Origin of the sequence: Oryzobacter terrae (assembly GCF_042756445.1) — a bacterium.
Lineage (GTDB): Bacteria > Actinomycetota > Actinomycetes > Actinomycetales > Dermatophilaceae > Oryzobacter > Oryzobacter terrae.
This window is the reverse complement of record NZ_CP170578.1, coordinates 806097-828697: the sequence shown is the minus strand read 5'-3', so window position 1 is coordinate 828697 and position 22601 is coordinate 806097. Positions and strand designations below refer to the sequence as shown.

Sequence of the window (22601 nt, the reverse complement as noted above, 5' to 3'; positions counted from 1 at the left end):
GAGGTAGGCGCGGTCAGCCGGTGACCGGGGGTCCGGGGTGCGGCGGCGTGCCGTCGTCGGTGTTGACGAGCATGTGCGCCGCCCGGAGGAAGTAGTCGCGCATCGCCTCGGCGTGGTGCTCGGGCAGCTCGAGGGTGTCCATCGCCGCGAGCATGTGGCGCATCCACCGGTCGCGCATGTCGAGGGTCACGGCGTAGGGCGCGTGCCGCATCCTCAGCCGCGGGTGACCGCGCTCCTGGCTGTACGTCGTCGGACCACCGAAGTACTGGGTGAGGAACATCCGCAGCCGGCGCTCGGCCGGGCCGAGGTCGTCCTCGGGGTAGAGCGCCCGCAGCTCGGGGTCCTCGGCCACGCCCTGGTAGAACGCGTGGACGAGCCGCTCGAACGTCGGCGCGCCGCCGACCTCGTCGTAGACGCTCACGGGTGACCTCCCGGGGGGCCGCCGAAGGGCCCGAGCGGCGGCGCCTGGACCCCGGCCGCGTCGAGCGCGTTCTTGATCCGCTCGCGCAGCTCGCGCTGCACGGCGAAGTTCTCGCCGGGGGCGCACTGCGCGATGGTGCGGATCGTCATCGTCGCGCCGCTGATCGTCTCGACGCCGAGGACCTTGGGCGCCTCGGACAGGCGGTCGGACCACTCGGCGTCCTCGCCCATCGTGACCGAGACCTCGCGGATGATGGCGATGACCCGCTCGGCGTTCTCGGTGTACGACACCGGCATGTCGACGATCGCGGTGGAGAAGCCCTGAGACTTGTTGCCGATCCGGATGATCTCGCCGTTGCGGACGTACCAGGTCACCCCGTCGGCGTCGCGCAGGCGGGTGATCCGCAGGGTGACCTCCTCGACGGTGCCGACGGCCTCCCCGGTGTCGATGACGTCGCCGACCCCGTACTGGTCCTCGAGGATCATGAAGATCCCGGCGAGGAAGTCCTTGACGAGGCTCTGCGCACCGAACCCGATCGCCACACCGGCGACGCCCGCCGAGGCGAGGAGCGGACCGAGCGGGATCCCGAGCAGGGCCATGATCGTCAGCCCCGCCATCGTGCCGACGGTGAACGTCACGACGCTGCGCAACAGCGACCCGATGGTCTCCACCCGCTGGCGCTGGCGCTCGGTGGCCAGCCCCGCGGCGTTCGCCAGGGCCTTGCCGGCGCGGCCGGACTCGGCGAGGCGGCGCGCCGACTTCGAGGTCATCGTCGCGACGACCCGGTCGATGAGGCGGCGCAGCGCCCACACGGCGACGACCGCCATGACGATGGTCAGCAGGACCCGCAGCCCGTCGGTGAGGAGCCACTCCTGCACCTGCTCGAGCGTCAGTGTGACGCCCTTGAGGCTGAGGGTGGGGAGGGCGGGGAGGCCGGCGCCACGGGGGACGACGGAGAGCACGTCACCCACGGGCATCGCGCTCCTGCGCGGCGACCGCGCGCGCGACGGGGTCGCGGTTCTCGCCGAGGAGGCGACGCAGCGCGGCCGGGGCCTCGGGGTGGGCGGCGAGCCACGCCTCCGACGCGTCGACGAGGGCCCGGTCGGCGAGGCCGCGGGGGTAGAAGTGCCGCACGACGCTCTCGACGATGGCGTGCGAGCCCTTGCGCGTCGGGACCGACTCGAGCATCTCGTGGTAGCGCTCGACGTAGGGGCGCAGCAGCTCGGCGGGGGTGCCGGCGCGCCCGAAGCCGAGCCCGAGGGCGTCGACCGTGGCGTTGGGCAGGCCGTCGCCCTCGACCGCCTGCTCCCACGCCTCGGCCTTGGCCTCGGCGGTCGGCCGCGCGGCGCGGGCCCGGGCCGCGCGCTCGCGACCCGTGGCGGTGTCCTCGCGCCGGCGCTCCTCCTCGATGGCGTCGGCGTCGGCCGCGCCCGCGGCGACGAGCGCCGTGAGGAGGGTCCACCGCATCTCGAAGTCGACCTCGAGGCCGTCGATGACCTCGGTGCCATCGAGCAGTCCGCGCAGGAGGGTCGGGTCGTCACCGGCGGCGGTGAACGTCGCTGCGGCGGAGACGAGCTGGAGCTGGGCGTCGCTCCCCGGCTCGGCGCGGCGGGCGACGTCCCAGAGGCGGTCGCGGGTCGCCTCGCGGGTGGCCTCACGGTGCTCGGGCGCGGTGTAGCTGAAGACCGCGAGCTGGAGCTGGGCGAGCAGGGTGCGCAGGAGGGTCGAGTCGTCCTCGCCGGGCAGCGTCGCGAGGACGACGTCGACGAAGCGGCGGGCGCCCATCTCGGCGTCGCGCGTCATGTCCCAGGCGGAGGCGAGGAAGAGGGCGCGCGGCAGCGAGGACTCGAACCCGCGCGGGTGGGCCAGGGCCGTGGCGAGCGAGCGCTCGTCGAGGCGGATCTTGGCGTAGGCGAGGTCGTCCTCGTTGACGAGCAGCAGGTCGGGCTGCTCGCGCCCGACGAGCTCGGGGAGCTCGGTGCGGGCGCCGTCGACGTCGACCTCGAGTCGGTCGGCGAGGCGCAGGGCCCCGTCGTGGAGGTCGTAGAGGCCGATGGCCAGGCGGTGGGGGCGCAGCGTCTCGAAGCCGGGGGCGCACGTCTGCTCGAGCGCCGCGGTGGCGATGCGGCCGCGGTCGTCGACCTCGATGACGGGGCGCAGCGTCGCGACGCCGGCGGTCTCGAGCCACAGCTTCGACCACGAGCGCAGGTCGCGGCCCGAGGTGGCCTCGAGCTCGGTGAGCAGGTCGTCGAGGGTCGTGTTGCCCCACGCGTGCTCGGCGAAGTAGGCGCGGAGGCCGTCGCGGAAGGCCTCGCGGCCGACGTACGCGACGAGCTGCTTGAGCACCGAGGCGCCCTTGGCGTAGGTGATGCCGTCGAAGTTGACCTCGACGTCCTGGAGGTCGTTGATCTCGGCGACGATCGGGTGCGTCGAGGAGAGCTGGTCCTGGCGGTAGGCCCAGTCCTTCTCGTGCGTCGCGAAGGTCGTCCAGGCGTCCGTCCAGTCGGTGGCCTCGGCCTGGCAGGTCGTCGAGGCCCACTCGGCGAACGACTCGTTGAGCCAGAGGTCGTCCCACCAGCGCATCGTCACGAGGTTGCCGAACCACATGTGGGCCAGCTCGTGGAGCACGGTGAGCGCGCGGCGCTCGACGAGGGCCTCGGTGACCTTGGACCGGAAGACGTAGATCTCGGCGATGGTCACGGCGCCGGCGTTCTCCATCGCGCCCGCGTTGAACTCGGGGGTGAAGAGCTGGTCGTACTTCGCGAACGGGTACGCGTGGTCGAACTCCTCCTCGAAGAACGCGAAGCCCTTCTTCGTCAGCGCGAACAGCTCGTCGGCGTCGAGGTAGGGGGTGAGGCTGCGGCGGCAGAAGATGCCGAGGGGCACCTCGCCGGCGCGCGTGGCCACCGAGTCGCGCACGACGTCGTAGGGACCGGCGACGAGGGCGGTGATGTAGCTCGAGATGCGGGGGGTGCGCTCGAAGCGCCACGTCGCGGTGCCCTCGCCCGCGGGCTCCGGCTCGGGCGTGGGGGAGTTGGAGACGACCTGCCAGTGCGCGGGTGCGGTGACGGTGAAGGCGAACTCGGCCTTGAGGTCGGGCTGCTCGAAGACCGGGTACATCCGGCGGCTGTCCGGCACCTCGAACTGGCTGTAGAGGTAGACCTCGTCGTCGACGGGGTCGACGAAGCGGTGCAGGCCCTCGCCGGTGTTCGTGTAGCGGCCCGTGGCGACGACGGTGACCTCGTTCTCGGCAGCCAGGCCGGCGATCCGGATGCGGCTGTCGGCGAAGGCGGCCTCCGGGTCGACCTCGGTGCCGTTGACCGTGACGGACTCGACGGAGGCGCCGATGAAGTCGAGGAAGGTCTCGCTGCCGGGGTCGGTGCAGGCGAACCTGATGGTGCTCCGCGTCGCGAAGGTCTCGGCACCCCTCGTGACGTCGAGCTCGACGTCGTGGGTGGCGACGGTGACGAGCGCCGCTCGGGTGGCGGCCTCCTCACGGGTCAGGTTCGTGCCGGGCACGGGGTCTCCTTGCGGGGGCGTCAGTGGTGGGGTCGCCTCGGACCCGGTCGGGGTCGACGGCGCCGACCATCATCTCAGACGGGGACCGGGGTGCCGGCCGCGTCCCCGGCGGATGGCAGGATGACGGCATGACCGAGCGCCACTCCGCCGAGTTCTGGTTCGACCCCCTGTGCCCCTGGGCCTGGATGACCTCCCGCTGGATGATGGAGGTGCAGCAGGTCCGCGACGTCGACGTCACCTGGTCGGTCATGAGCCTGTCGGTCCTCAACGAGGGGCGCGAGGAGCTTCCCCAGAAGTACCGCGAGCTGATGGACAAGGGCTGGGGTCCCGTGCGCGTCGTCATCGCCGCGCGCGACAAGTTCGGCGACGACATCGTCAAGCCGCTGTACGACGCCCTCGGGGAGCGCATCCACCACCGCGAGGAGGACTACCCGACGGCGATCGCCGGTGCCCTCGCCGAGCTGGACCTGCCGCCCGAGCTCGCCGAGGCCGCGACCTCCGAGGACCACGACGAGGAGCTGCGCCTGAGCCACCAGCGCGCCATCGACCTCGTCGGCGACGAGGTGGGCACGCCCGTCATCGCCGTCGACGGCGTCGCCTTCTTCGGCCCGGTCGTCAGCCCCGCCCCCAAGGGCGAGGCCGCGGGGAAGCTGTGGGACGGCTGCGTGCTCGTCGCGAACACCCCCGGCTTCTTCGAGCTCAAGCGCAGCCGCACCGTCGGCCCGATCTTCGACACCGGCGCCTGACGTGCGGGTGCACGTCGGCGGCGACCACGCCGCCTGGGAGCTCCTCACCGACCTCCTCGCCTTCCTCGAGGAGGAGGGGCACGAGGTGACCAACCACGGGCCGCACGCGTACGACGCTGTCGACGACTACCCCGTCTTCGTCCTGCGGGCCGCCGAGGCCGTCGCCGCCGACCCCGGCTCGCTGGGGATCGTGCTCGGCGGGTCCGGCAACGGCGAGCAGATGGCCGCCAACAAGGTCACCGGTATCCGCGCCGCGCTCTGCTCCGACCCCGAGCTCGCCCAGCTCGCGCGTGAGCACAACGACGCCCAGGTGCTCTCCCTCGGGGGACGGTTCACCACCCCCGAGCAGGCCCGCGCCATCGTCTCGACCTTCCTCGCGACGCCGTTCAGCGGCGAGCCGCGGCACGCCCGCCGGATCGAGATGGTCGGCGCGTACGAGGCCGACGGCACCCTGCCTCCCCTGCCGGCCTGAGTCCCCGCCCGGCGGCCGTCGCGCGCGCCGGGTCCCCCGTCCGGACCGGCTCCGCCGACCTGCGCGCAGCCGCGTCGAGGCGGGCTGGGATCCTCTACCGGATGTTCTCGCGCGGCCGTTAGGGTGGCCGCGGCCCTACTGGACCCGAGGGGGTGTGAATGGCGGGCGCCGATCGCCTCGACGTGCACGACGCACCCGGGCCCCTCTCGCGACGCCTCAGCGCCCTGCGCCGCACGGCCTCCGAGTCCGAGCCGACGCTCGAGGTCTTCTTCGCGTCGCTCACCGTGGTCCTGGGCATCCTCATCATCCGCTTCCCGGCCGACGTCCCGTTCGCCCTGCTCTTCCCGGTCGTCGTCATCGCCGGCCTGCTCCTCGTGCCCCGGCGGCTCGTGCGGATCTACGTCGTCGTCGCGGTCGTCCTGGCGCTGTGGGGGCCGCGCTCGAACCTGGGGCTGCTGCGCTTCGCGCTCGTCTTCGTCGCCATCTGCGTGGTCATGGTCATGATGGTGCTGGCGGCCCGGTCGAGGGCCCGGGTCGGCACGCGCGGCTTCGGCGGCGACCGGATGTTCGCCGACCTGCGCGACCGGATCGCCTCCGTCGGCCGGATGCCGGCGCTGCCCGAGGGCTGGACCGCCGTGTCGTGCGTCCTGTCGGCCCACGGCGAGCGGTTCTCCGGCGACTTCGTCGTCGCCCACCTCAGCCCGTCACGGCACCGCCTCGAGGTCGTCCTCGTCGACGTCAGCGGCAAGGGGACCGGGGCGGGGACCCGCTCGCTCCTGCTGTCCGGGGCGCTCGGGGCGCTGCTCGGCGCCGTGCCGTCGGCCGACTTCCTCCGGGCCGCCAACGAGTACCTCGTGCGCCAGGAGTGGGAGGAGGGCTTCGCCACGGCCGTGCACCTCGACATCGACCTGCGCACCGGCGAGTACTCGGTGGCCAACGCCGGGCACCCCTCACCGGCGCGCTACGTCAACGGACGCGCCCGCTGGTCGCTCCTCGAGGGCGGGCGCGGACCCCTGCTGGGCGTCGTCCCCGGCGCCGCGTTCCCGCGGCAGAGCGGGCGGCTCGAGCGCGGCGACGCGCTCCTGTTCTACTCCGACGGCGTCATCGAGTCGCGCGGCCGCGACCTCGAGGACGGCATCGACCGGATGCTCGGCGTCGCGGCGATGGCCGTGCTCGGCAGCGGGGACGTCGCCCGCGAGGTGTGCGAGTCGGCCCGTTCGGGAGAGGATGACGACCGGGCGGCCCTCGCCGTCCGACGTCTCTGACCCCTCCCGAGAGGACGCCCCCGTGGGTTCCGACCCGCTGCTCGACCACGCGCCCCGCGAAGGCGTGCGCACCTTCACCCCGCGCTGGCGCAACAGCCCGCTGACCGACGAGCGGATGGCGACGCTGCTGCCCGCGCACTCGCTGCCCGACGGGCCGCTCGTGCCGGCGGAGGCGTTCGGGCGCACCGGGCCCGTCGTCCTCGAGATCGGCTCGGGGCACGGCGCGGCGGCGGTCGCCTTCTGTGCGGCCCACCCCGAGGCCGACCTAGTCGCCGTCGAGGTGCACGTGCCGGGCGTCGCGCGGATGCTCGCCCTGGCGCAGGAGGCGGGGGTGCACAACCTGTGGGTCCACCCCGGTGACGCGATCCCCTTCGTCACCGAGCGGGTCGCTCCGGGGTCGCTCGACGCGGTCCACCTGTTCTTCCCCGACCCGTGGCCGAAGAACAAGCACGCCAAGCGGCGCTTCGTCCAGCAGCACACCCTGACCCTGCTCGCCTCGCGGCTCGTGCCCGGAGGGGTGCTGCGGATCGCCACCGACATCGCCGGGTACGCCGCGCACGCCCGCGAGCAGCTGGCCCACCACGGGCGCTGGGACGTCGTCGAGGGGGAGCGCCCGCCGTGGCGCCCCGAGGACGGGTTCGAGGCCAAGGGCGTGCGGGCCGGGCGCCGCGTCACCGAGCTGACCGCGACCCTGCGCTGAGCGTCCGCTCCGGCGGGTCGAGGTGTTCGCCCGGCGTCGGACGCCCCCCGAGCACCTCGAACCGTTCGTCGGGGTAGCCGGATTTGAACCGGCGGCCTTCCGCTCCCAAAGCGGACGCGCTACCAACCTGCGCCATACCCCGTGGACGCGCACCGGTCCGGGCGACGACGAGCGTCGGATTTCGGTTCCCGCGAGCGAGCGCCCTAGGCTATCGCTGCCCTCGCGGTGCACGCCGACGAGGTGCGCGGGTGTAGCTCAATGGTAGAGCCCCAGTCTTCCAAACTGGCTACGCGGGTTCGATTCCCGTCACCCGCTCCACGCCGAGAGGCCCGGCCCACCGCAGAGGTGGGGCCGGGCCCCTCGTCGTCGGGGGTCGGGGCGTCAGCCCTTGCCACCCACTCCGCTCGCGCGGAACGACACCCAGGCGTCGCTCATCCGCTCGGCCTGGCCCTTCGTGAACATGTTCATGCAGCTGTCCTGCGTGTAGTCCATGAAGTTGTGGATCGGGTCGAGGCCCGGGGCCGCGCAGGTGTCGGCGCCGAGCGGGCAGTCGAACTGCGGCTGCGCCTCCTTGGGGGTGTCGGCGACGTAGTCACCCGAGGCCGAGCAGCCGTGGGCGAAGGTGTGCTCGAGCATGAGCCAGTGCCCGACCTCGTGCGTCAGCGTGTCGCCGAGGGCGTACTTGCCGGCGGTCCCGCCCGGCATCGACTCGTCGAGGAGGACGACCCCGTCGACGTAGTCGCGGCCGTTGTTGTAGCCCTTGGGGAAGTAGGCCCAGCCGAGGAGGCCGCCGCCGATGTCGGCCGCGTAGACGTTGAGGGTGCGCGAGTCACCGGTGTGCAGCGCCTTCTTCATGTCGCGCTCGTTCTTTCCGGGGACGACCGTGTACCAGGCGGGGTTGGTCGTCCACGTCGTCCTCGTCAGGGTGAAGCGGAACGGGGTGTTCGAGGCGACGCCGGGCGAGGTGGCGCCCGAGAAGGAGTCGTTGAGCACCTTCATCTGGTTGGCGATGAGGGTGTTCCACCGGGCCGTCTCGGCCGGGGTGAAGCCGTCGTCGGAGACCATGTGGAACACCGTGTCGACGGTGACCCTGCCGTCGCCGAGGTAGGGCGCGTCGGGGAGGACGCCGTAGGCCTTGGCCTCGTTGTCGGGGTAGAGCTTGGGCTCCTTCGCGGTCGCGCCGTCGGCGACCCGGGCACTGCCGGCGCCACTGCCGAGGGCCACGCCGCCCGGGGTGCAGTCGAGTGCCGAGGTCGACCACGGGGCCGCTCCGCTCGAGCCGCCGCTCGCGCTCGCGGAGGTCGCCACGCCGGCGGCCGACAGGGCCACCGCGGCTGCGGCGGCGGTGACGACGACGGCGAGCCGCCGTGCGCCGGTGGAGAAGGGGGTCATCCGGGTTCCTCCTGCGTCGGGCGCCCCGGTCCGGGGCGCACTGCCGGGGGACGCTACCGCCGCCGGGGGCGCCGTGGGGGGTCCGCGACCCGCGGGCACGGATTGGGAGGCCCCACCGCATCCGGCTAGCATGGGTCCTTGGTGCCGATGCCGGTCCGCCCTCGCGCGGCCCGGTCGCGCCGGTCGTCCGCGGCCGGTCCGCCGGCACGCGCCAGACGTCCCCGAAACCCCCCACGTGGAGTGCCCGAAGTGAAGAGTGCCGTCGAGACCCTCAGCCCGACCCGGGTGAAGCTGACCGTCGAGGTCCCGTTCGCCGAGCTGAAGCCGATGCTCGACGACGCCTACCGCACCATCGGTGCGCAGGTCCAGATCCCGGGCTTCCGCAAGGGCAAGGTCCCCAACCGCATTATCGACCAGCGGGTCGGCCGTGGCGCGGTCATCCAGGAGGCCGTCAACGAGGCGCTCCCCAAGTTCTTCGCCGAGGCCGCCGAGGCCGAGAACCTGCGCGCGATCGGCCAGCCCGAGGTCGACGTCACCGCCGTGCCGATCGAGGACGGCCAGGACCTCGAGTTCACCGTCGAGACCGACGTGCGCCCCGAGATCGACCTCCCCGAGCTCGAGGGCATCGCCGTCGAGGTCGACCCCGCCCAGGCGTCCGACGACGACGTCGAGGAGCGGCTCACCTCCCTCCGCGAGCGCTTCGGCACCCTCGTCGGTGTCGAGCGCGCGGCCGAGGAGGGCGACTTCGTCTCCCTCGACCTGCGGGCCGAGATCGACGGCGAGGAGATCGACTCCGTCTCCGGCGTCTCCTACGAGGTCGGCACGAAGAACATGCTCGAGGGCATGGACGAGGCGCTCGTCGGCATGTCCGCCGGCGAGACGAAGACCTTCACCGCCCCGCTCGCCGGTGGCGACCAGGAGGGCCAGGACGCCGAGTGCACCGTCACCGTGCAGTCAGTCAAGGTCCGCGAGCTCCCCGAGCTCGACGACGAGTTCGCCCAGCTCGCCTCCGAGTTCGACACCCTCGACGAGCTGCGCGCCGACGTCGCGAAGCAGGCCGGGCAGGCCAAGAAGTACGAGCAGGGCATCCAGGCCCGCGACCGCCTCCTCGAGCACCTCATCGAGACCGTCGAGATCCCCGTCCCCGACGGCATCGTCGAGGCCGAGGTCCACAGCCACCTCGAGGGCGAGAACCGCCTCGAGGACGACGAGCACCGCGCCGAGGTCCAGGAGAGCACCCGCAAGGCGCTCAAGGCCCAGTTCCTCCTCGACGCCATCGCCGAGAAGCTCGAGGTCCGCGTCGAGCAGCCCGAGCTCATCGAGTACCTCGTCATGAGCGCCCAGCAGTACGGGATGGACCCCAACCAGTTCGCCCAGACCATCGACCAGCAGGGCCAGATCCCCTCGATGGTCCAGGAGGTGGCCCGCCGCAAGGCGCTCGCCGCCGTCCTCGACCAGGCCGAGGTGACCGACACCGAGGGCACCGTCATCGACCTCGACGAGCTGGCGCCGCCCGTGCCGGTCGAGGCCGACGAGGTCCCCGCCGACGAGGACGCCGCCGACGCCGACGAGGACGCCGCCGTCACCGACGAGGTCGAGGCCGAGGTCGTCGCCGACGAGGACGCCACGGCCGCCAAGGCCTGACCCGCAGCGACTCCGCAGCACCCCGAGAACCCGCATCCGGCCCCGGCCGGGTGCGGGTTCTCGCAGTTCGCGGCGCGTTTGCGTGATTCCTGCGCGCGTCCGTGGGCGGCTGACCTAGTCTCGCGCCGCGGGGGTCGACGAACCCCCACCCACTCGACCCCGGGGGACCCCTGATGACGCCACGCGCGTTCGCCACCTCGCTCACCACGCTCGTGCTCCTCGCGACAGCCGTCCTCACGGGAACGTCCGCAGGAGCGTCGGAGGCGACGACCACGGCCTTCGGCTACCGTCCGGCGGAGGGGTCGACCACCCAGACGGGTTCGTGGTCGGTCACCGACCCCGACCTCGTCGTCGTGGAGCAGAACGGCAGCAGCGTCCAGATGGGGGCCGACGTCGAGAACATGGTCCGCGTGCACCTGATCCTGCCCAACGGTGCTGCGCCCGCTCCCGGGCTGACGTTCCCGCTCGGGACGCTCACGAGCTCGACCGTGGGAACGGCCACGGCCTTCATGGACCGCAACTGCACCTACACCTCCGGCACGGTGACGATCCACGAGTGGGTCGGCGGTGGGACCGACGTCACCGCAGCGGCGATCGACGTCTCCGGATCGTGCGGCGACTCCCAGGTCCGACTCGGCTCCAACCGTCCGTGGTCGGGTCTCGACGTCGCGCGGCGCGTGGCCTTCGGCGACACGCCGCTCATGTCCCTGGCGACGGAGGACGTGGTCGTCGCTGTCGACGGCGCGTCCCCGGTGACCTTCTCCGACGCCGAGGTCGTCCTTCCCGAGGCAGCCGTGGACGAGGACTTCGGCATCATGGACGACGGGTGCGCGGGGACCACGGTCACCCCGGGGGGCAGCTGCGTCGTCACCGTCGGCTTCATGCCCTGGGTGGAGGGCCTGTCGACCGCCACGCTCGTCATCCCGGACGCCACGACCATCGGCTCGACGAGGGTCGCCCTCGACGGGACCGGCGTCAGCGACTCCACCGGCAGCTACGCCGGCCCCACGAAGCCGGTCCGCCTCGTCGACACCCGCAAGGCCGGCACCCGCAAGCCGCTCGCCGGTGGGTCGACGACGACGTTCGCCGTCGCGGGCGCCGGGGTGCCCGCGGGTCGGGTCTCCGCGGTCGTCCTCAACCTCACCGCCGTGGCGACGACCTCGGCCGGGTACTTCACGATGTTCCCCGGCGGCACGTCCCGTCCGACCGCGTCGTCGATCAACTTCCCGCGGGGCTGGACCGGCGCCAACATGGTCACTGTCCCGGTCGGGGCCGACGGGACGATCGCCCTCTACAACTACGGCGGGCCGGCGCACGCCGTCATCGACGTCCTCGGCTGGTACTGGAAGGGGGCCGAGGAGCAGCTGGGCAGCCAGATGCTCCCGCTCGGCGACGCCTTCCGCGTCTACGACAGCCGCGACGACGACGACCCCTTCACCGGCAGCGAGTCGCAGGACGTGTTCAACGACTGGGGTGACCCCGAGGCCAACGCGCAGGTCGTCGAGTACGTCCTCACCGTGACCGCGGTCGGCGCGACCAAGCCCGGCGTCCTCACCGTCTGGAGCGGCGAGGGCACCCGGCCCACCGCCTCGACCGTCAACTACGAGCCGGGCGTCATCGCGCCGAACATGGTCGTCGTCCGGGCGGGTCACTCGTCCGAGGGCGCCGGTTTCCGGGTCTCGAACACGAGCAGCGGCTCGGTCCACGTCGTCGTCGACGTCGTCGGCATCCAGCTCAAGGACTCGGCGTTCGGGCTCCGCTTCACGCCGCGGGCGACCCCGACCCGGATCCTCGACACCCGCAAGGGCCTGGGCCTGACGGGAGCGTTCACCGCTAGGGCGCAGCGGACCGTCAACGCCTCGTCCGTCGCCACGCAGGGCGAGTCCGTCTACCTCGTCGCGAACACGACGGGGGTCCAGCCCACCCGCCGCACCTACCTGTCGGTCTGGGCGCCCGAGCCCGGTGCCGTGCAACCCGACGCGAGCATCCTCAACGTCAACGCGGGCGCGGTGCGGGCCGCCTCCACCTACGCCCCCCTCACCGAGACCTCGCGGTTCCGCCTGTCCAACGACGCCGGCTCGATGCACGTCGTCATGGACGTCGCGGGGACCCTGGACTGGTACCCCAGCCTCGAGGCCCTCGGCCCCGTGCCGGGCTTCGCCGGCCGGTCGCTCGCCGCCTCCGGGGCCGACGGGTCGGGCTCCTGGCCCACCGACCGGGGGGCCCGCACGGCCCGCCTCGAGGACGTCAGCACCCGGCGCGTCCGCGGCTGAGGAGGTCGCGTCGCGCCGCGCGCCCCGCTCCCGGGCTCAGCCCGGGGGAGGGGCGCTCGTCGTCCCGACCCGCAGTGACACGGGGAACGGCTCGTCGGCGACGGGCAGCCCGTCGAGGGCGCGGCGCACCATGGCGCCGAGGGCCCGGCCCTTGGCGGCCCCGGGCTGCAGCACGGTGGTGAGCACGTGGTCGAGCCACGGCAGGTCGACACCGTCGAACCCGGTGACGGTGACGTCCTCGGGCACGCGCAGCCCCAGCGACTCGGCGGCGCGCACGGCTCCGGCGGCGAGGAGGTCGGCCTGGGCGACGACGGCGGTGGGTCGCACGGCGGCGGGGACGTCGAGGAGGAGCAGCGCGGCCTCGGTCCCGGCCTCGACGGTGAGCTCGCGGGCCTGGACGACCGGCGCGCCCTCGCCCGCGACCGCGAGGAAGCCCCGCACCCGACCGGCGGCGTCGGGGTACTCGGCGGCGGCGAGGTCCTCGACGGTCACCACCCCGGCCTGCGGGTGGCGGCCGAGGTGCATCGACAGGTGGGCGACGCGTCGGTGCCCGAGGTCGAGGACGTGCTGCGTCGCCAGTCCCATCGCGGCCTCCTCGTCGGTGAGGACGTGCGCGACGGCCTCGTGCACCGGGGCGCCGCTGCCGACCATGGGGACCCCGCGGGCGAGGAGGTGGGGGACGAGCGGGTTGTCGAGCGCCCCGCACAGGGGGAAGACGGCGGCGTCGACGGGGGAGGACGAGAGCTGGGCCACGGCGCGCTCGGGGTCGTCGAGCGGCTGCGCGACGAGGAGCATGGAGCGCCCCGCGGTGTCGAGCTCCTCGGCGAGACCGTCGAGCACGCCGAGCGCGAAGGGGTCGTGGAAGGCGTTGCGCAGAGGGCCCTCGACGACGACGGCCACGGCGCCGACGCGACCGCGCCGGAGCGAGGTCGCCAGCGGGTCGGGGCCCGACCAGCCGAGGTCGAGCGCGGCGGCCCGCACCCGCTCGGCGGTGGCCCCGGCGACCGGGCCCTTCCCGCTGAAGACGAGCGACGCCGTCGACGTCGAGACCCCGGCCCGGTCCGCGACGTCGCGCAGCGTCGGGCGCCGGTCCGGGCGGCCGGCGGCGCGGTGTTGACGGGGCGAGGCCATGGGTGACACCATAGTCGAATCGTTTCGATCGAATCGATTCGACCACGATGCAGACCACCCCTGAGGACGACCCGCGGCACCTGAGCGTGCCGCGCCCGTCCGCCCCCCGACGAGCCGCAGAAGGACCACCGCCGGTGCCCGCCACGACGACCCCCACGACCTCCACCCTCCCGCGCGCCACGGTGACGAGCGCGCGCACCGCCGTCTTCGTCGTCTTCGCGCTCGCGGGCCTCGTCTTCGCCTCGTGGGCCGCCCGCATCGCCGACACCAAGGCCTCGCTCGACCTGAGCGCCGGCGAGCTCGGCCTCGTCCTGCTCGCGATGAGCGCGGGCTCGGTGACCGGGCTGCCGCTCGCCGGGCGGGTCAGCAACCGCCTCGGCGCCGCCCGCACCGTCCTGCTCGGTGGGGCCGTCGCCGTCACCGGGCTGCTCGTCGTCGGCGCGGTCGTCGACGCCACCGGCCCCCGACCGCTGCTGGCCGGCGGCCTCTTCCTCATCGGCCTCGGCGTCGGCCTGTGGGACGTCGCGATGAACCTCGAGGGAGCGGCCGTCGAGCACGCCCTCGGCTCGTCGGTCATGCCCCACTTCCACGCCGCGTTCAGCGGAGGCACCGTCCTGTCGGCGCTGATCGGTGCCGCGATGTCGTGGGGAGGCGTCCCGCTGCTGGCCCACTTCGCGGGGGCCGTCGTCGTCACCGTGGCCCTGGGCCTGTGGGCCGTGCGCTCGTTCCTGCCCCGCACCGTGGAGGCCGTGGCCGAGGACGGGTCCGAGGTCGCCGCCCCCGCCCGCCAGCGCTCCGCCTGGCGGGAGCCGCGCACCCTGCTCATCGGCGTCGTCGTCTTCGCGGCGGCCGCCACCGAGGGCACCGCGAACGACTGGCTCTCGGTCGCGTTCGTCGAGGGCCACGAGCTGCCCGCGTGGGCCGGCGTCCTCGGGTTCGCCACCTTCCTCACCTTCATGACCATCGGCCGCCTCCTCGGCACGAACCTGCTCGACACCCACGGGCGGGTCCCCGTCCTGCGGGTCAGCTTCGCCCTCGCCGTCGTCGGCGCCCTCCTCGTCATCTTCGGGACCGACTGGCTCACCTTCGTCGGGGCCGCGGTCTGGGGCGTCGGGGCCGCGCTCGGCTTCCCCGTGGGGATGAGCGCCTCGGCCGACGACCCCCAGCGCGCCGCCGCCCGGATGTCGGTCGTCGCGACGATCGGGTACGTCGCGTTCATCGCGGGGCCCCCGGCCCTCGGCTTCCTCGGCGACCACGTCGGCGTGCTCCACTCGCTCCTCGTCGTCGGGGCGCTCGCCGTCCTCGCGCTGAGCGTCGTGCCCTCGGTGCGCGAGCCCGACGGCCTCCCGCGCAACGCCCCGAGGTGACCGCGCCCGCTCCCGCGGGTGGCGTTGTGCTCACGGCGAACACGGGCCGGACCCGGGAGTGGAGGGCCGGAAGCGGGCGTTAGGGTCACTGACAAGAAGCACCCGATTCGAGCGAGGAGCGTCTCCAGCGTGACCAGCACCGAGATCGTCGCCGCCGGCCCGGGCCCCCAGGCCGGCCTGGACGACCACATCTACAACCGACTCCTCAAGGAGCGGATCATCTTCCTCGGCTCCGACGTCCGCGACGACAACGCGAACGCCATCTGCGCGCAGATGCTGCTCCTCGCCGCCGAGGACCCCGAGAAGGACATCTGGCTCTACATCAACTCCCCGGGCGGGTCCGTCACCGCCGGCATGGCGATCTTCGACGTCATGCAGTGGATCCCCAACGACGTCGCCACCGTCGCGATGGGCATGGCGGCCTCGATGGGCCAGTTCCTCCTGTCGGCCGGCGAGCCCGGCAAGCGCTACGCCACCCCGCACGCGCGGGTCATGATGCACCAGCCCTCGGGCGGCATCGGCGGCACGGCGTCCGACATCAAGATCCAGGCCGAGCAGCTCCTCCACATCAAGAAGCAGATGGCCGAGCTCATCGCCCAGCACACGGGCCAGACCGTCGACCAGATCGAGCTCGACTCCGACCGCGACCGGTGGTTCACCGCCGAGGAGGCCAAGGAGTACGGCTTCGTCGACCAGGTCATCACCAAGGCGACGATGGCGGGCCCCGGGGTCGACAACCCCGTGACCTCCTGACCCCGGCCGAGACGACGCGAGAGAGAGACATGAACGCCAACCTGACCGGCCGCCTCCACGTGCCAGCCCCCTCCAGCCGCTACATCCTGCCGCAGTTCGAGGAGCGCACCTCCTACGGGATGAAGCGCCTCGACCCCTACACCAAGCTCTTCGAGGACCGCATCATCTTCCTCGGCGTGCAGGTCGACGACGCGTCCGCCGACGACGTCATCGCCCAGCTCATCGTGCTGGAGTCGCAGGACCCCGACCGCGACATCCTCATGTACATCAACAGCCCCGGTGGCTCGTTCACGGCGATGACCGCGATCTACGACACGATGCAGTACATCCGCCCCGACGTGCAGACCTTCGTCATCGGGCAGGCGGCCTCCGCGGCGGCCGTGCTCCTCGGCGCCGGCGCCAAGGGCAAGCGGTTCGCCCTGCCCAACGCGCGGGTGCTCATCCACCAGCCGGCCATCGAGGGGACGGGTGGCATGGCCTCCGACCTCGAGATCCAGGCCAACGAGATCATCCGGATGCGCGGCTGGCTCGAGGAGACCATCGCCTCGCACTCCGGCCGCGACCTCGAGCTCGTCCGCAAGGACATCGAGCGCGACAAGATCCTCTCCGCCGAGGCGGCCAAGGAGTACGGCCTCATCGACGAGGTCCTCGCCTCGCGCAAGAACACCGTCTGAGGACGACGCGTCACGGCGGGTCCCGACCCGCACCACGGATGCCGTCCGCTCACCCGAGCGGACGGCATCCGTGCGTCCGGGCCCCGGCGCCCGCAGCGCCGGGAACGGGGGAGGGGTCGGCGGCGTCGCAGGGGCATGCGCCGCATCTCGCCGACCCGTGCCGTCGCCCCCGCCGTGGCCCTCATCGCCCTCGCCACGGTCGCGGCGACGCCCTGCGCCGCGTGCTCGTGCGCCGAGATCCGCACCGTCGCCGAGGCCGCCGCCGCGGCCGACGCCGTCTTCGTCGGGACCTTCACGACGACCCGCACCCCCCTGGTCCAGACCTCGAGCGGCGACCTCGTCGCCAAGGAGTTCACCGTGACCGAGGTCCGCAAGGGCCGGGTCGCCGCGACGACCGAGGTCCTCACCGCCGCGTCCGGCGCCTCCTGCGGCCTCGAGGTCAGCGAGGGGACCACCTACGTCGTGGTCGCGCGCCAGGGCCCCGACGGGCTGCGGTCCGACCTGTGCAGCGGCACCCGCGCCCGCACGACGGTCGCCGACGAGGACCTGGCGGCCGTGGGCGTGCGGACCGACCCCGTCAGGGGTGAGCGACGGGCCGACCTGCCGGTCATCGCGTCGGGTGTCACCGACGTCGTCGGCTCACCCCTGATGTGGGGGCCGGTCGCCGGGGCGTCGGCGCTGGTCACGATCGGGCTGCTGCTCAGGGCCCGCCGCCGCGCGACCCCCTGAGGACGTCCTGAGGGAGCGCCGCGGGCAGGTTGCGCTGACAGCGGACAAGGGCGACGCGCCCGGCGCGTGGCGGCTTCAATGGGTGCAGCCGGACCGCGCGACAGGTAGCGTCTGGCTCGTTCGTCCGAGCGAGGAGAGGTGCATCCGTGGCACGCGTGGGTGAGACCAGCGACCTGCTGAAGTGCTCCTTCTGCGGCAAGTCGCAGAAGCAGGTCAAGAAGCTCATCGCCGGTCCCGGCGTGTACATCTGCGACGAGTGCATCGACCTCTGCAACGAGATCATCGAGGAGGAGCTCGCCGAGTCCTCCGAGCTCGGCCTCGACGAGCTGCCCAAGCCGCGCGAGATCTTCGACTTCCTCGAGCAGTACGTCATCGGCCAGGACGTCGCCAAGAAGGCGCTCGCCGTCGCGGTGTACAACCACTACAAGCGGATCCAGGCGGGGGAGTCGGCCCTCGGCAAGAAGGACCCCGACCACGTCGACATCTCGAAGTCGAACATCCTGCTCATCGGGCCCACCGGCTGTGGCAAGACCTACCTCGCGCAGACCCTCGCCAAGATGCTCAACGTCCCGTTCGCCATCGCCGACGCGACGGCCCTGACCGAGGCCGGCTACGTCGGCGAGGACGTCGAGAACATCCTCCTCAAGCTCATCCAGGCCGCCGACTACGACGTCAAGAAGGCCGAGACGGGCATCATCTACATCGACGAGGTCGACAAGATCGCGCGCAAGTCCGAGAACCCGAGCATCACGCGCGACGTCTCCGGTGAGGGCGTGCAGCAGGCGCTGCTGAAGATCCTCGAGGGGACGACCGCCTCGGTGCCGCCGCAGGGCGGGCGCAAGCACCCGCACCAGGAGTTCATCCAGATCGACACGACGAACGTGCTCTTCATCGTCGGTGGGGCGTTCGCCGGCCTCGAGAAGCTCATCGAGTCGCGCAACGGCAAGAAGGGCCTGGGCTTCGGCTCCGAGCTCCACACGCCGAAGGACCTCGCCGAGAGCATCCACGAGGTCATGCCCGAGGACCTGATGAAGTTCGGGCTCATCCCCGAGTTCATCGGCCGCGTCCCGGTCATCACCACCGTCGCGCCGCTCGACAACGCCGCGCTCGTGCGCATCCTCACCGAGCCGCGCAACGCCCTCATCAAGCAGTACCAGAAGATGTTCGAGATCGACGGGGTGGTCCTCGAGTTCACCGAGGACGCCGTCGCGGCCGTCGCCGAGCAGGCGCTCGCCCGCGGCACCGGCGCCCGCGGCCTGCGCGCCATCATGGAGGAGGTGCTCCTCCCCACGATGTTCGACGTCCCCTCCGACGAGGAGATCGCCAAGGTCGTCATCACCGGCGAGGTCGTCTACAAGAACGTCAACCCCACGATCGTGCGGCACGACGAGGACGACACCAGCCGCAAGCGCGCCCCGCGCAAGCGCTCCGCCTGACCGCTCCGGTCGGTCCGGTCCTGGCCGCAGCCGCAATCTCGGTCAGCGGCGCCGTGCCGTCAGGCTGACGGTCCACGCCAGGGCCGACAGCGCGACGAGCGCCAGGGTGCCGACGACCGGCCCCCACGACACGGGCGTGCGCGTCGCGAGCGCGCCCCCGAGCGCCGCGACCACCCCGACGAGCGTCAACGCCGCGCCCTGGCCCACCCACCGGGCGAGCGTCGCGCGGGGGAGGTCGGCGCGCACCGGCCACGCCGCGAGGAGCGCGAGCGAGAGGTGGGTGGCGAGGACGGCGGTCGCGGCGGCGGCCGCGAGCGCCCAGTCCAGGGCCGAGTCGGGAACCCCCCAGGGGACCGTGGCGGCGAGCAGCTGCACGACGAGCAGCGCCGTCGGCCCCCAGCCACCAGGACGCCGCAGCGCCCAGATCGTCGCCACGAGCACGGCGCCGCCAGAGAAGGGCACGAACGCCGCGATGGACGACCCACCGGCGAGGACGACGGCGACGCCCGCGAGGACGACGACCCCGGTGGCCGCGCCGCGCCACACCCGGCTCGGCACGGGACGCCCGGGCGAGGCCGCGGCCGTCGTCGTGGCGGCGGACCCGGTCGCGTCGCTCATCGGGCCACCATCCTCGGGGCACGGGCGCGCCGGCTGACGCCGCGCAGCACGGTGTCGAGGGATCCCGGGCCGCGCCAGGGGATGACGGGCACGCCGGCCTGCGCGCACCGCCGGGCCTCGCGCTCGCGCTCGAGGAGCCGCAGCCGCCACACGAGCCGCGCCGTCCGCGGGTCCTCGAGCCGGGTCGCCGCCGAGACCGCACCGTCGCGGACGTCGTGGGCGCTCAGCTCGGCGGGGAGGGAGTCGACGACGATGACGTCGTGACCGCTGCGCGCCAGCCGCACGGCGTGGGACAGCGGCTCCGGCGAGACGAGCGCCGAGAGGAGGACGACGAGGGCGCCGGGCGCCACCGGCCGCGCCATCTGCGCGCGCAGGGCCCGCTCCTCGAGCACCGTGCCGCGCGACTCCTCGGCACGCCCGAGCGCGAGGAGGACGCGGGCGAGCTGGTGGTGCCCGCCGACGGCCGGGAGCTCGACGTAGCCGCCGCCGCCGAGGACCGAGAGGCCCACGCGGTCGCCGGTGGAGAGGTAGTGCGCCGCCACGGCGCCGGCCGCCTCCACGGCGACGTCGAGGCTCGAGCGCACCCCGTGAGCGGGGTCGCGCTCGCCGAGGTCGCGGATCGCGTCGACGATGATGCGCACCTCGGCGTCCTGGTCGGCATGGGTCGTCGTGACGTGGAGGGTGCCCGTGCGCAGCGACACCGGCCAGTGGATGCGGCGCAGCCGGTCGCCGGTGCGGAAGGCCCGCACGTCGGAGAGCTCGGTGCCACCGCCCGGCCGCGGCGACCGGTGCTGGCCGACGAGGCCGACCGGGTGGGGGAGGCCGGTGCGCGAGGTGAAGGTACCGGGCGTGGGGAGGGTCGGCAGGGTCTCGACGCGCTGCTCGGGCCACTGCCACACGAACGAGGCGAAGTCGCCGAGGGCCCCGACCTGCGCGGGTCCGAGGCGCCGCACGCCCCACCGCTCGCTGCGGACCATCACGGCGACGGGAACGGAGGAGCGCCCCGGCGCGGCCGCAGCGGCGACGTGGCCGTGCACCGGGCTCGTCGTGACCCACCGGTCGCCGGGCAGGTGGCCGACGACGTCGCGCAGGCCCTCGACCGCCTCGACGTCGACCCGCCACGGCGCCGACTCCCCCTCGCGCAGCAGCTCGCTCTCGACCCGGCTGGTCGCCCACGGTCCGCGCTGCGGCCGGGTCGCGAGCGACCACAGGACGAGGGCCACGAGCGGGACGACGATGACGACGACGTCGGGCCGGCCGAGGACGACCCCGAACACGAGGAGGACGAGGCCGACGAGCGCGGCCCGCCCGAGCGCCCGGGTGGGGCGCCAGCGGCCGCTCACGACGGGCGCACCGCCGTGCGGGGCGTCGGCACCGAGCGCAGCAGGTCGGCGACGATGCTGCGCGAGGACACCTCGCTCATCCACAGCTCGGGGCGCACGACGACGCGGTGCTCGAGGACCGCCGGGGCCACGGCCTTGACGTCGTCGGGCGTGAGGTAGTCGCGGCCCTTGACGACCGCGTAGGCGCGCCCGACGAGGAGCAGCGCCAGCGACCCCCGCGGCGACGCGCCCATGAGGGCGTGCTCGTGGTCACGCGACGCCCGGGCGAGCGCGACGCAGTACCGGCCGACCTCGGGCGAGACCGTGACGTCCTCCATGCTCGCCTGGAGGGAGAGCAGCTCCTCCGCGTCGACGACGCGGCGCACCTCGGTCTCCTCGCGGCGGCGCTGCATCCGGCGGCCGAGGACGTCCCACTCCTCCTCGGCGGTGGGGTAGCCGAAGGCGACCCGGACGAGGAACCGGTCGAGCTGGGCCTCGGGCAGCGGGTAGGTGCCCTCGTACTCGACCGGGTTGGCCGTCGCGATGACGTGGAAGGGCTGGGGGAGCGGGAAGGTCTGGCCCTCGACGGTGACCTGCTGCTCCTGCATCGCCTCGAGGAGCGCCGCCTGGGTCTTCGGCGGGGTGCGGTTGATCTCGTCGGCGAGGAGCAGCCCGGTGAAGACCGGGCCCTTGCGGAACTCGAACGCCCCGCGGCCCTGGTCGTAGACGAAGGAGCCGGTGAGGTCGGAGGGCAGGAGGTCGGGCGTGAACTGCGCCCGGGTGAAGTCGAGCCCGAGGGCGCGGGCGAAGGTGCGTGCCGCGAGCGTCTTCCCCAGCCCGGGGTAGTCCTCCATGAGGACGTGGCCACCCGCGAGGACCCCCGACAGGACCACCTCGGTGGCCGAGCGCTTGCCGACGATGACGGTGTCGACCTCGTCGAGGATGTCGGTGATCCGCCGGTGGGCGGTGGGGATGTCGGTCACGGGGTCTCCTCGGGGGACAGGTCTTCCAGTGCGGTGATGATCGTGGCGGCCTCCGCCGGCGACAGGCGTCGGGGTGGTCCGGCCAGGTAGGTGGCGAGCGGGCCCTCGCGGGGAGCGCCGTGCGGCGCGCGGTCGGCGGCGAGGGCGGCGACGAGCCGGTGCAGCTGGGCGGGTGCCTCGGTGTCGCCCGGCGAGGGGGCGAGGAGCCGGGAGAGGGCGGCGATCCCGGGCTCGGGCCGCAGCTCGGTGGTGCCGCCCGGCCGCCAGTCCCAGTCGATCCCGTCGGGCCGCAGCAGCGGCGGGAGCCCGAGGACGTACGCGGCGATGACGCAGACCGTCGCCGCGGCGAGGAGCGCGACGAGCCCGCGCGTGGCCACGAGGACGACGACGAGGACGACGGCGGCGCCGGCGAGGACCCAGACCCGGCGTCCGGCGGTACGGAGCTCAGCCACGGGCTCGTCCACGGGGGGTCGGGGCGGCGGCCCGGACCGCGTCGTCGAGGCTGCGGTAGGCGGCGGCGGCACGGGTGCGGGCGCTCTCGTCGAGCGGGTGGCGCGACCACCGGGCCTCGCGGTAGAGCGCGGCCAGGCCGTGCAGGGTCTCGTCGTCGACCTCGAAGTGGCGCAGCACCTCGACGGTGACCTCCGAGGAGGTCCGCGAGGCGCCGAGCGGGACACCCGCAGCGTGGACGGCGGCCTCGAGGTGGGTCCACGCGGCGATGACGCCCTCGGCGGGGGTGCCGGCCGACAGGGCCGCGAGGCGGTCGTCGGTGCCGGTGGCGACCGCGCGGGCGAGCTCCTCGAGGTCGAGGTCGAGCGCGGCGTCGGCGGCGGCGAGGGGCTCGCGCCCCGGGCGGTGGAGGAGCTGCCGGATCCCCATCCAGACGCACAGGCCGATGAGGAGGGCCAGCCCGCCGACGACGGCGTAGCCGAGGACCCCCTCGAGGTCCCGGGCGGCGCGCTTCGGTCCGACGAACCGCTCGCCGAGGTACTCGGTCGCCAGCCAGTTCGGCGTGTCGTCGTACCCCAGCTGCTCGTTGTCGCCGAGCTGCGGACCGCTGATGGCGCGCACGGCGGAGGGGGAGGACGAGGCCCAGACGGCGACGGCGAGCGTCACGGCACCGATCCCCAGCACCCACCGGCGCCTCGTCACCCGC

21 protein-coding genes and 2 tRNA genes are annotated in these 22601 nt (G+C 73.5%); 12 read left to right on the top strand and 11 right to left on the bottom strand.

Annotation, left to right across the window (positions count from 1 at the left end; translation table 11 throughout):
* Positions 1–13: 13 nt before the first annotated feature.
* The 3 genes from ACFWN3_RS03940 to pepN are packed head-to-tail and all read right to left on the bottom strand — an operon-like array spanning position 14 to position 3940.
* Positions 14–421 (bottom strand): globin, encoded by a 408-nt coding sequence (locus ACFWN3_RS03940; RefSeq protein ID WP_377643638.1) that lies wholly within the window; start codon positions 419–421, stop codon positions 14–16.
* Complete coding sequence (locus tag ACFWN3_RS03935; protein ID WP_377643636.1) at positions 418–1398, bottom strand: mechanosensitive ion channel family protein; 981 nt, start codon at positions 1396–1398, stop codon at positions 418–420. Before ACFWN3_RS03935 ends, ACFWN3_RS03940 begins: the two co-directional genes overlap by 4 nt.
* Positions 1385–3940, bottom strand: coding sequence for an aminopeptidase N (pepN, locus tag ACFWN3_RS03930; protein WP_377643634.1), 2556 nt, complete (start codon positions 3938–3940; stop codon positions 1385–1387). The genes ACFWN3_RS03935 and pepN overlap by 14 nt, the downstream gene beginning before the upstream one ends.
* Positions 3941–4068: 128 nt before the next feature.
* Between pepN and ACFWN3_RS03925 the strand changes: the two genes are divergently transcribed.
* From ACFWN3_RS03925 to ACFWN3_RS03910, 4 genes are all read left to right on the top strand, one after another.
* Positions 4069–4686, top strand: a complete 618-nt coding sequence (locus ACFWN3_RS03925; RefSeq protein WP_377643632.1) for a disulfide bond formation protein DsbA — start codon at positions 4069–4071, stop codon at positions 4684–4686.
* A gap of 1 nt (position 4687) precedes the next feature.
* On the top strand, positions 4688–5158 hold the full coding sequence (locus ACFWN3_RS03920) for a ribose-5-phosphate isomerase (RefSeq protein WP_377643630.1): 471 nt from the start codon (positions 4688–4690) through the stop codon (positions 5156–5158).
* A gap of 158 nt (positions 5159–5316) precedes the next feature.
* Positions 5317–6423 carry a PP2C family protein-serine/threonine phosphatase gene (locus ACFWN3_RS03915; protein WP_377643628.1) on the top strand — a complete coding sequence of 369 codons (1107 nt, stop codon included), beginning with the start codon at positions 5317–5319 and terminating at the stop codon, positions 6421–6423.
* Between the two features lie 22 nt (positions 6424–6445).
* A complete protein-coding gene (locus ACFWN3_RS03910) occupies positions 6446–7123 on the top strand; it encodes a tRNA (guanine(46)-N(7))-methyltransferase TrmB (RefSeq protein ID WP_377643627.1) in 678 nt (225 codons plus the stop codon).
* A gap of 68 nt (positions 7124–7191) precedes the next feature.
* Here the strand turns inward: ACFWN3_RS03910 and ACFWN3_RS03905 are convergent.
* A tRNA-Pro gene (locus ACFWN3_RS03905) sits at positions 7192–7265 on the bottom strand.
* 102 nt (positions 7266–7367) lie between these two features.
* Between ACFWN3_RS03905 and ACFWN3_RS03900 the strand changes: the two genes are divergently transcribed.
* Positions 7368–7441, top strand: a tRNA-Gly gene (locus tag ACFWN3_RS03900).
* Between the two features lie 63 nt (positions 7442–7504).
* Here ACFWN3_RS03900 and ACFWN3_RS03895 read toward each other — a convergent pair.
* Entirely contained in the window at positions 7505–8515 is a 1011-nt protein-coding gene (locus tag ACFWN3_RS03895; protein ID WP_377643625.1) for a zinc metalloprotease, read from the bottom strand.
* A 249-nt stretch (positions 8516–8764) separates the two neighbouring features.
* Between ACFWN3_RS03895 and tig the strand changes: the two genes are divergently transcribed.
* The gene (gene tig / locus ACFWN3_RS03890) at positions 8765–10159 is read left to right on the top strand and encodes a trigger factor (RefSeq protein ID WP_377643623.1); all 1395 of its coding nucleotides are present in this window, start codon (positions 8765–8767) and stop codon (positions 10157–10159) included.
* A gap of 173 nt (positions 10160–10332) precedes the next feature.
* Positions 10333–12432, top strand: coding sequence for a hypothetical protein (locus tag ACFWN3_RS03885; protein ID WP_377643621.1), 2100 nt, complete (start codon positions 10333–10335; stop codon positions 12430–12432).
* 36 nt (positions 12433–12468) lie between these two features.
* Here ACFWN3_RS03885 and ACFWN3_RS03880 read toward each other — a convergent pair whose 3' ends face one another.
* Entirely contained in the window at positions 12469–13563 is a 1095-nt protein-coding gene (locus tag ACFWN3_RS03880; protein ID WP_377643619.1) for a substrate-binding domain-containing protein, read from the bottom strand.
* A gap of 134 nt (positions 13564–13697) precedes the next feature.
* Here ACFWN3_RS03880 and ACFWN3_RS03875 point away from each other — a divergent pair, with 134 nt between their 5' ends.
* From ACFWN3_RS03875 to clpX, 5 genes are all read left to right on the top strand, one after another.
* A complete protein-coding gene (locus tag ACFWN3_RS03875) occupies positions 13698–14930 on the top strand; it encodes an MFS transporter (RefSeq protein WP_377643617.1) in 1233 nt (410 codons plus the stop codon).
* 129 nt (positions 14931–15059) lie between these two features.
* The gene (locus tag ACFWN3_RS03870) at positions 15060–15683 is read left to right on the top strand and encodes an ATP-dependent Clp protease proteolytic subunit (protein WP_377643615.1); all 624 of its coding nucleotides are present in this window, start codon (positions 15060–15062) and stop codon (positions 15681–15683) included.
* Between the two features lie 29 nt (positions 15684–15712).
* Positions 15713–16357, top strand: a complete 645-nt coding sequence (locus ACFWN3_RS03865; RefSeq protein ID WP_377643613.1) for an ATP-dependent Clp protease proteolytic subunit — start codon at positions 15713–15715, stop codon at positions 16355–16357.
* A gap of 135 nt (positions 16358–16492) precedes the next feature.
* Positions 16493–17086, top strand: coding sequence for a hypothetical protein (locus ACFWN3_RS03860; protein WP_377643611.1), 594 nt, complete (start codon positions 16493–16495; stop codon positions 17084–17086).
* Between the two features lie 146 nt (positions 17087–17232).
* Positions 17233–18522: an ATP-dependent Clp protease ATP-binding subunit ClpX gene (gene clpX / locus ACFWN3_RS03855; RefSeq protein ID WP_377643609.1), complete on the top strand. Its 1290-nt coding sequence runs from the start codon at positions 17233–17235 to the stop codon at positions 18520–18522.
* 42 nt (positions 18523–18564) lie between these two features.
* On the opposite strand, the gene ACFWN3_RS03850 is transcribed toward clpX, so the two are convergent.
* The 5 genes from ACFWN3_RS03850 to ACFWN3_RS03830 are packed head-to-tail and all read right to left on the bottom strand — an operon-like array spanning position 18565 to position 22561.
* Complete coding sequence (locus ACFWN3_RS03850; RefSeq protein WP_377643607.1) at positions 18565–19140, bottom strand: hypothetical protein; 576 nt, start codon at positions 19138–19140, stop codon at positions 18565–18567.
* A complete protein-coding gene (locus tag ACFWN3_RS03845; protein WP_377643605.1) occupies positions 19137–20483 on the bottom strand; it encodes a DUF58 domain-containing protein in 1347 nt (448 codons plus the stop codon). Before ACFWN3_RS03845 ends, ACFWN3_RS03850 begins: the two co-directional genes overlap by 4 nt.
* Positions 20480–21445 (bottom strand): AAA family ATPase, encoded by a 966-nt coding sequence (locus tag ACFWN3_RS03840; protein ID WP_377643603.1) that lies wholly within the window; start codon positions 21443–21445, stop codon positions 20480–20482. The genes ACFWN3_RS03845 and ACFWN3_RS03840 overlap by 4 nt, the downstream gene beginning before the upstream one ends.
* Complete coding sequence (locus ACFWN3_RS03835; protein WP_377643601.1) at positions 21442–21897, bottom strand: hypothetical protein; 456 nt, start codon at positions 21895–21897, stop codon at positions 21442–21444. The genes ACFWN3_RS03840 and ACFWN3_RS03835 overlap by 4 nt, the downstream gene beginning before the upstream one ends.
* On the bottom strand, positions 21890–22561 hold the full coding sequence (locus ACFWN3_RS03830) for a DUF4129 domain-containing protein (protein ID WP_377643599.1): 672 nt from the start codon (positions 22559–22561) through the stop codon (positions 21890–21892). Before ACFWN3_RS03830 ends, ACFWN3_RS03835 begins: the two co-directional genes overlap by 8 nt.
* Positions 22562–22601: the final 40 nt, after the last annotated feature.

Coding starts and splice junctions, on each gene's coding strand:
- ACFWN3_RS03935 (WP_377643636.1), bottom strand. CDS start 1,398: ATGCCCGTGGGTGACGTGCTCTCCGTCGTCCCCCGTGGCGCCGGCCTC.
- ACFWN3_RS03925 (WP_377643632.1), top strand. CDS start 4,069: ATGACCGAGCGCCACTCCGCCGAGTTCTGGTTCGACCCCCTGTGCCCC.
- ACFWN3_RS03915 (WP_377643628.1), top strand. CDS start 5,317: ATGGCGGGCGCCGATCGCCTCGACGTGCACGACGCACCCGGGCCCCTC.
- ACFWN3_RS03895 (WP_377643625.1), bottom strand. CDS start 8,515: ATGACCCCCTTCTCCACCGGCGCACGGCGGCTCGCCGTCGTCGTCACC.
- ACFWN3_RS03885 (WP_377643621.1), top strand. CDS start 10,333: ATGACGCCACGCGCGTTCGCCACCTCGCTCACCACGCTCGTGCTCCTC.
- ACFWN3_RS03880 (WP_377643619.1), bottom strand. CDS start 13,563: ATGGCCTCGCCCCGTCAACACCGCGCCGCCGGCCGCCCGGACCGGCGC.
- ACFWN3_RS03865 (WP_377643613.1), top strand. CDS start 15,713: ATGAACGCCAACCTGACCGGCCGCCTCCACGTGCCAGCCCCCTCCAGC.
- ACFWN3_RS03860 (WP_377643611.1), top strand. CDS start 16,493: ATGCGCCGCATCTCGCCGACCCGTGCCGTCGCCCCCGCCGTGGCCCTC.
- ACFWN3_RS03850 (WP_377643607.1), bottom strand. CDS start 19,140: ATGAGCGACGCGACCGGGTCCGCCGCCACGACGACGGCCGCGGCCTCG.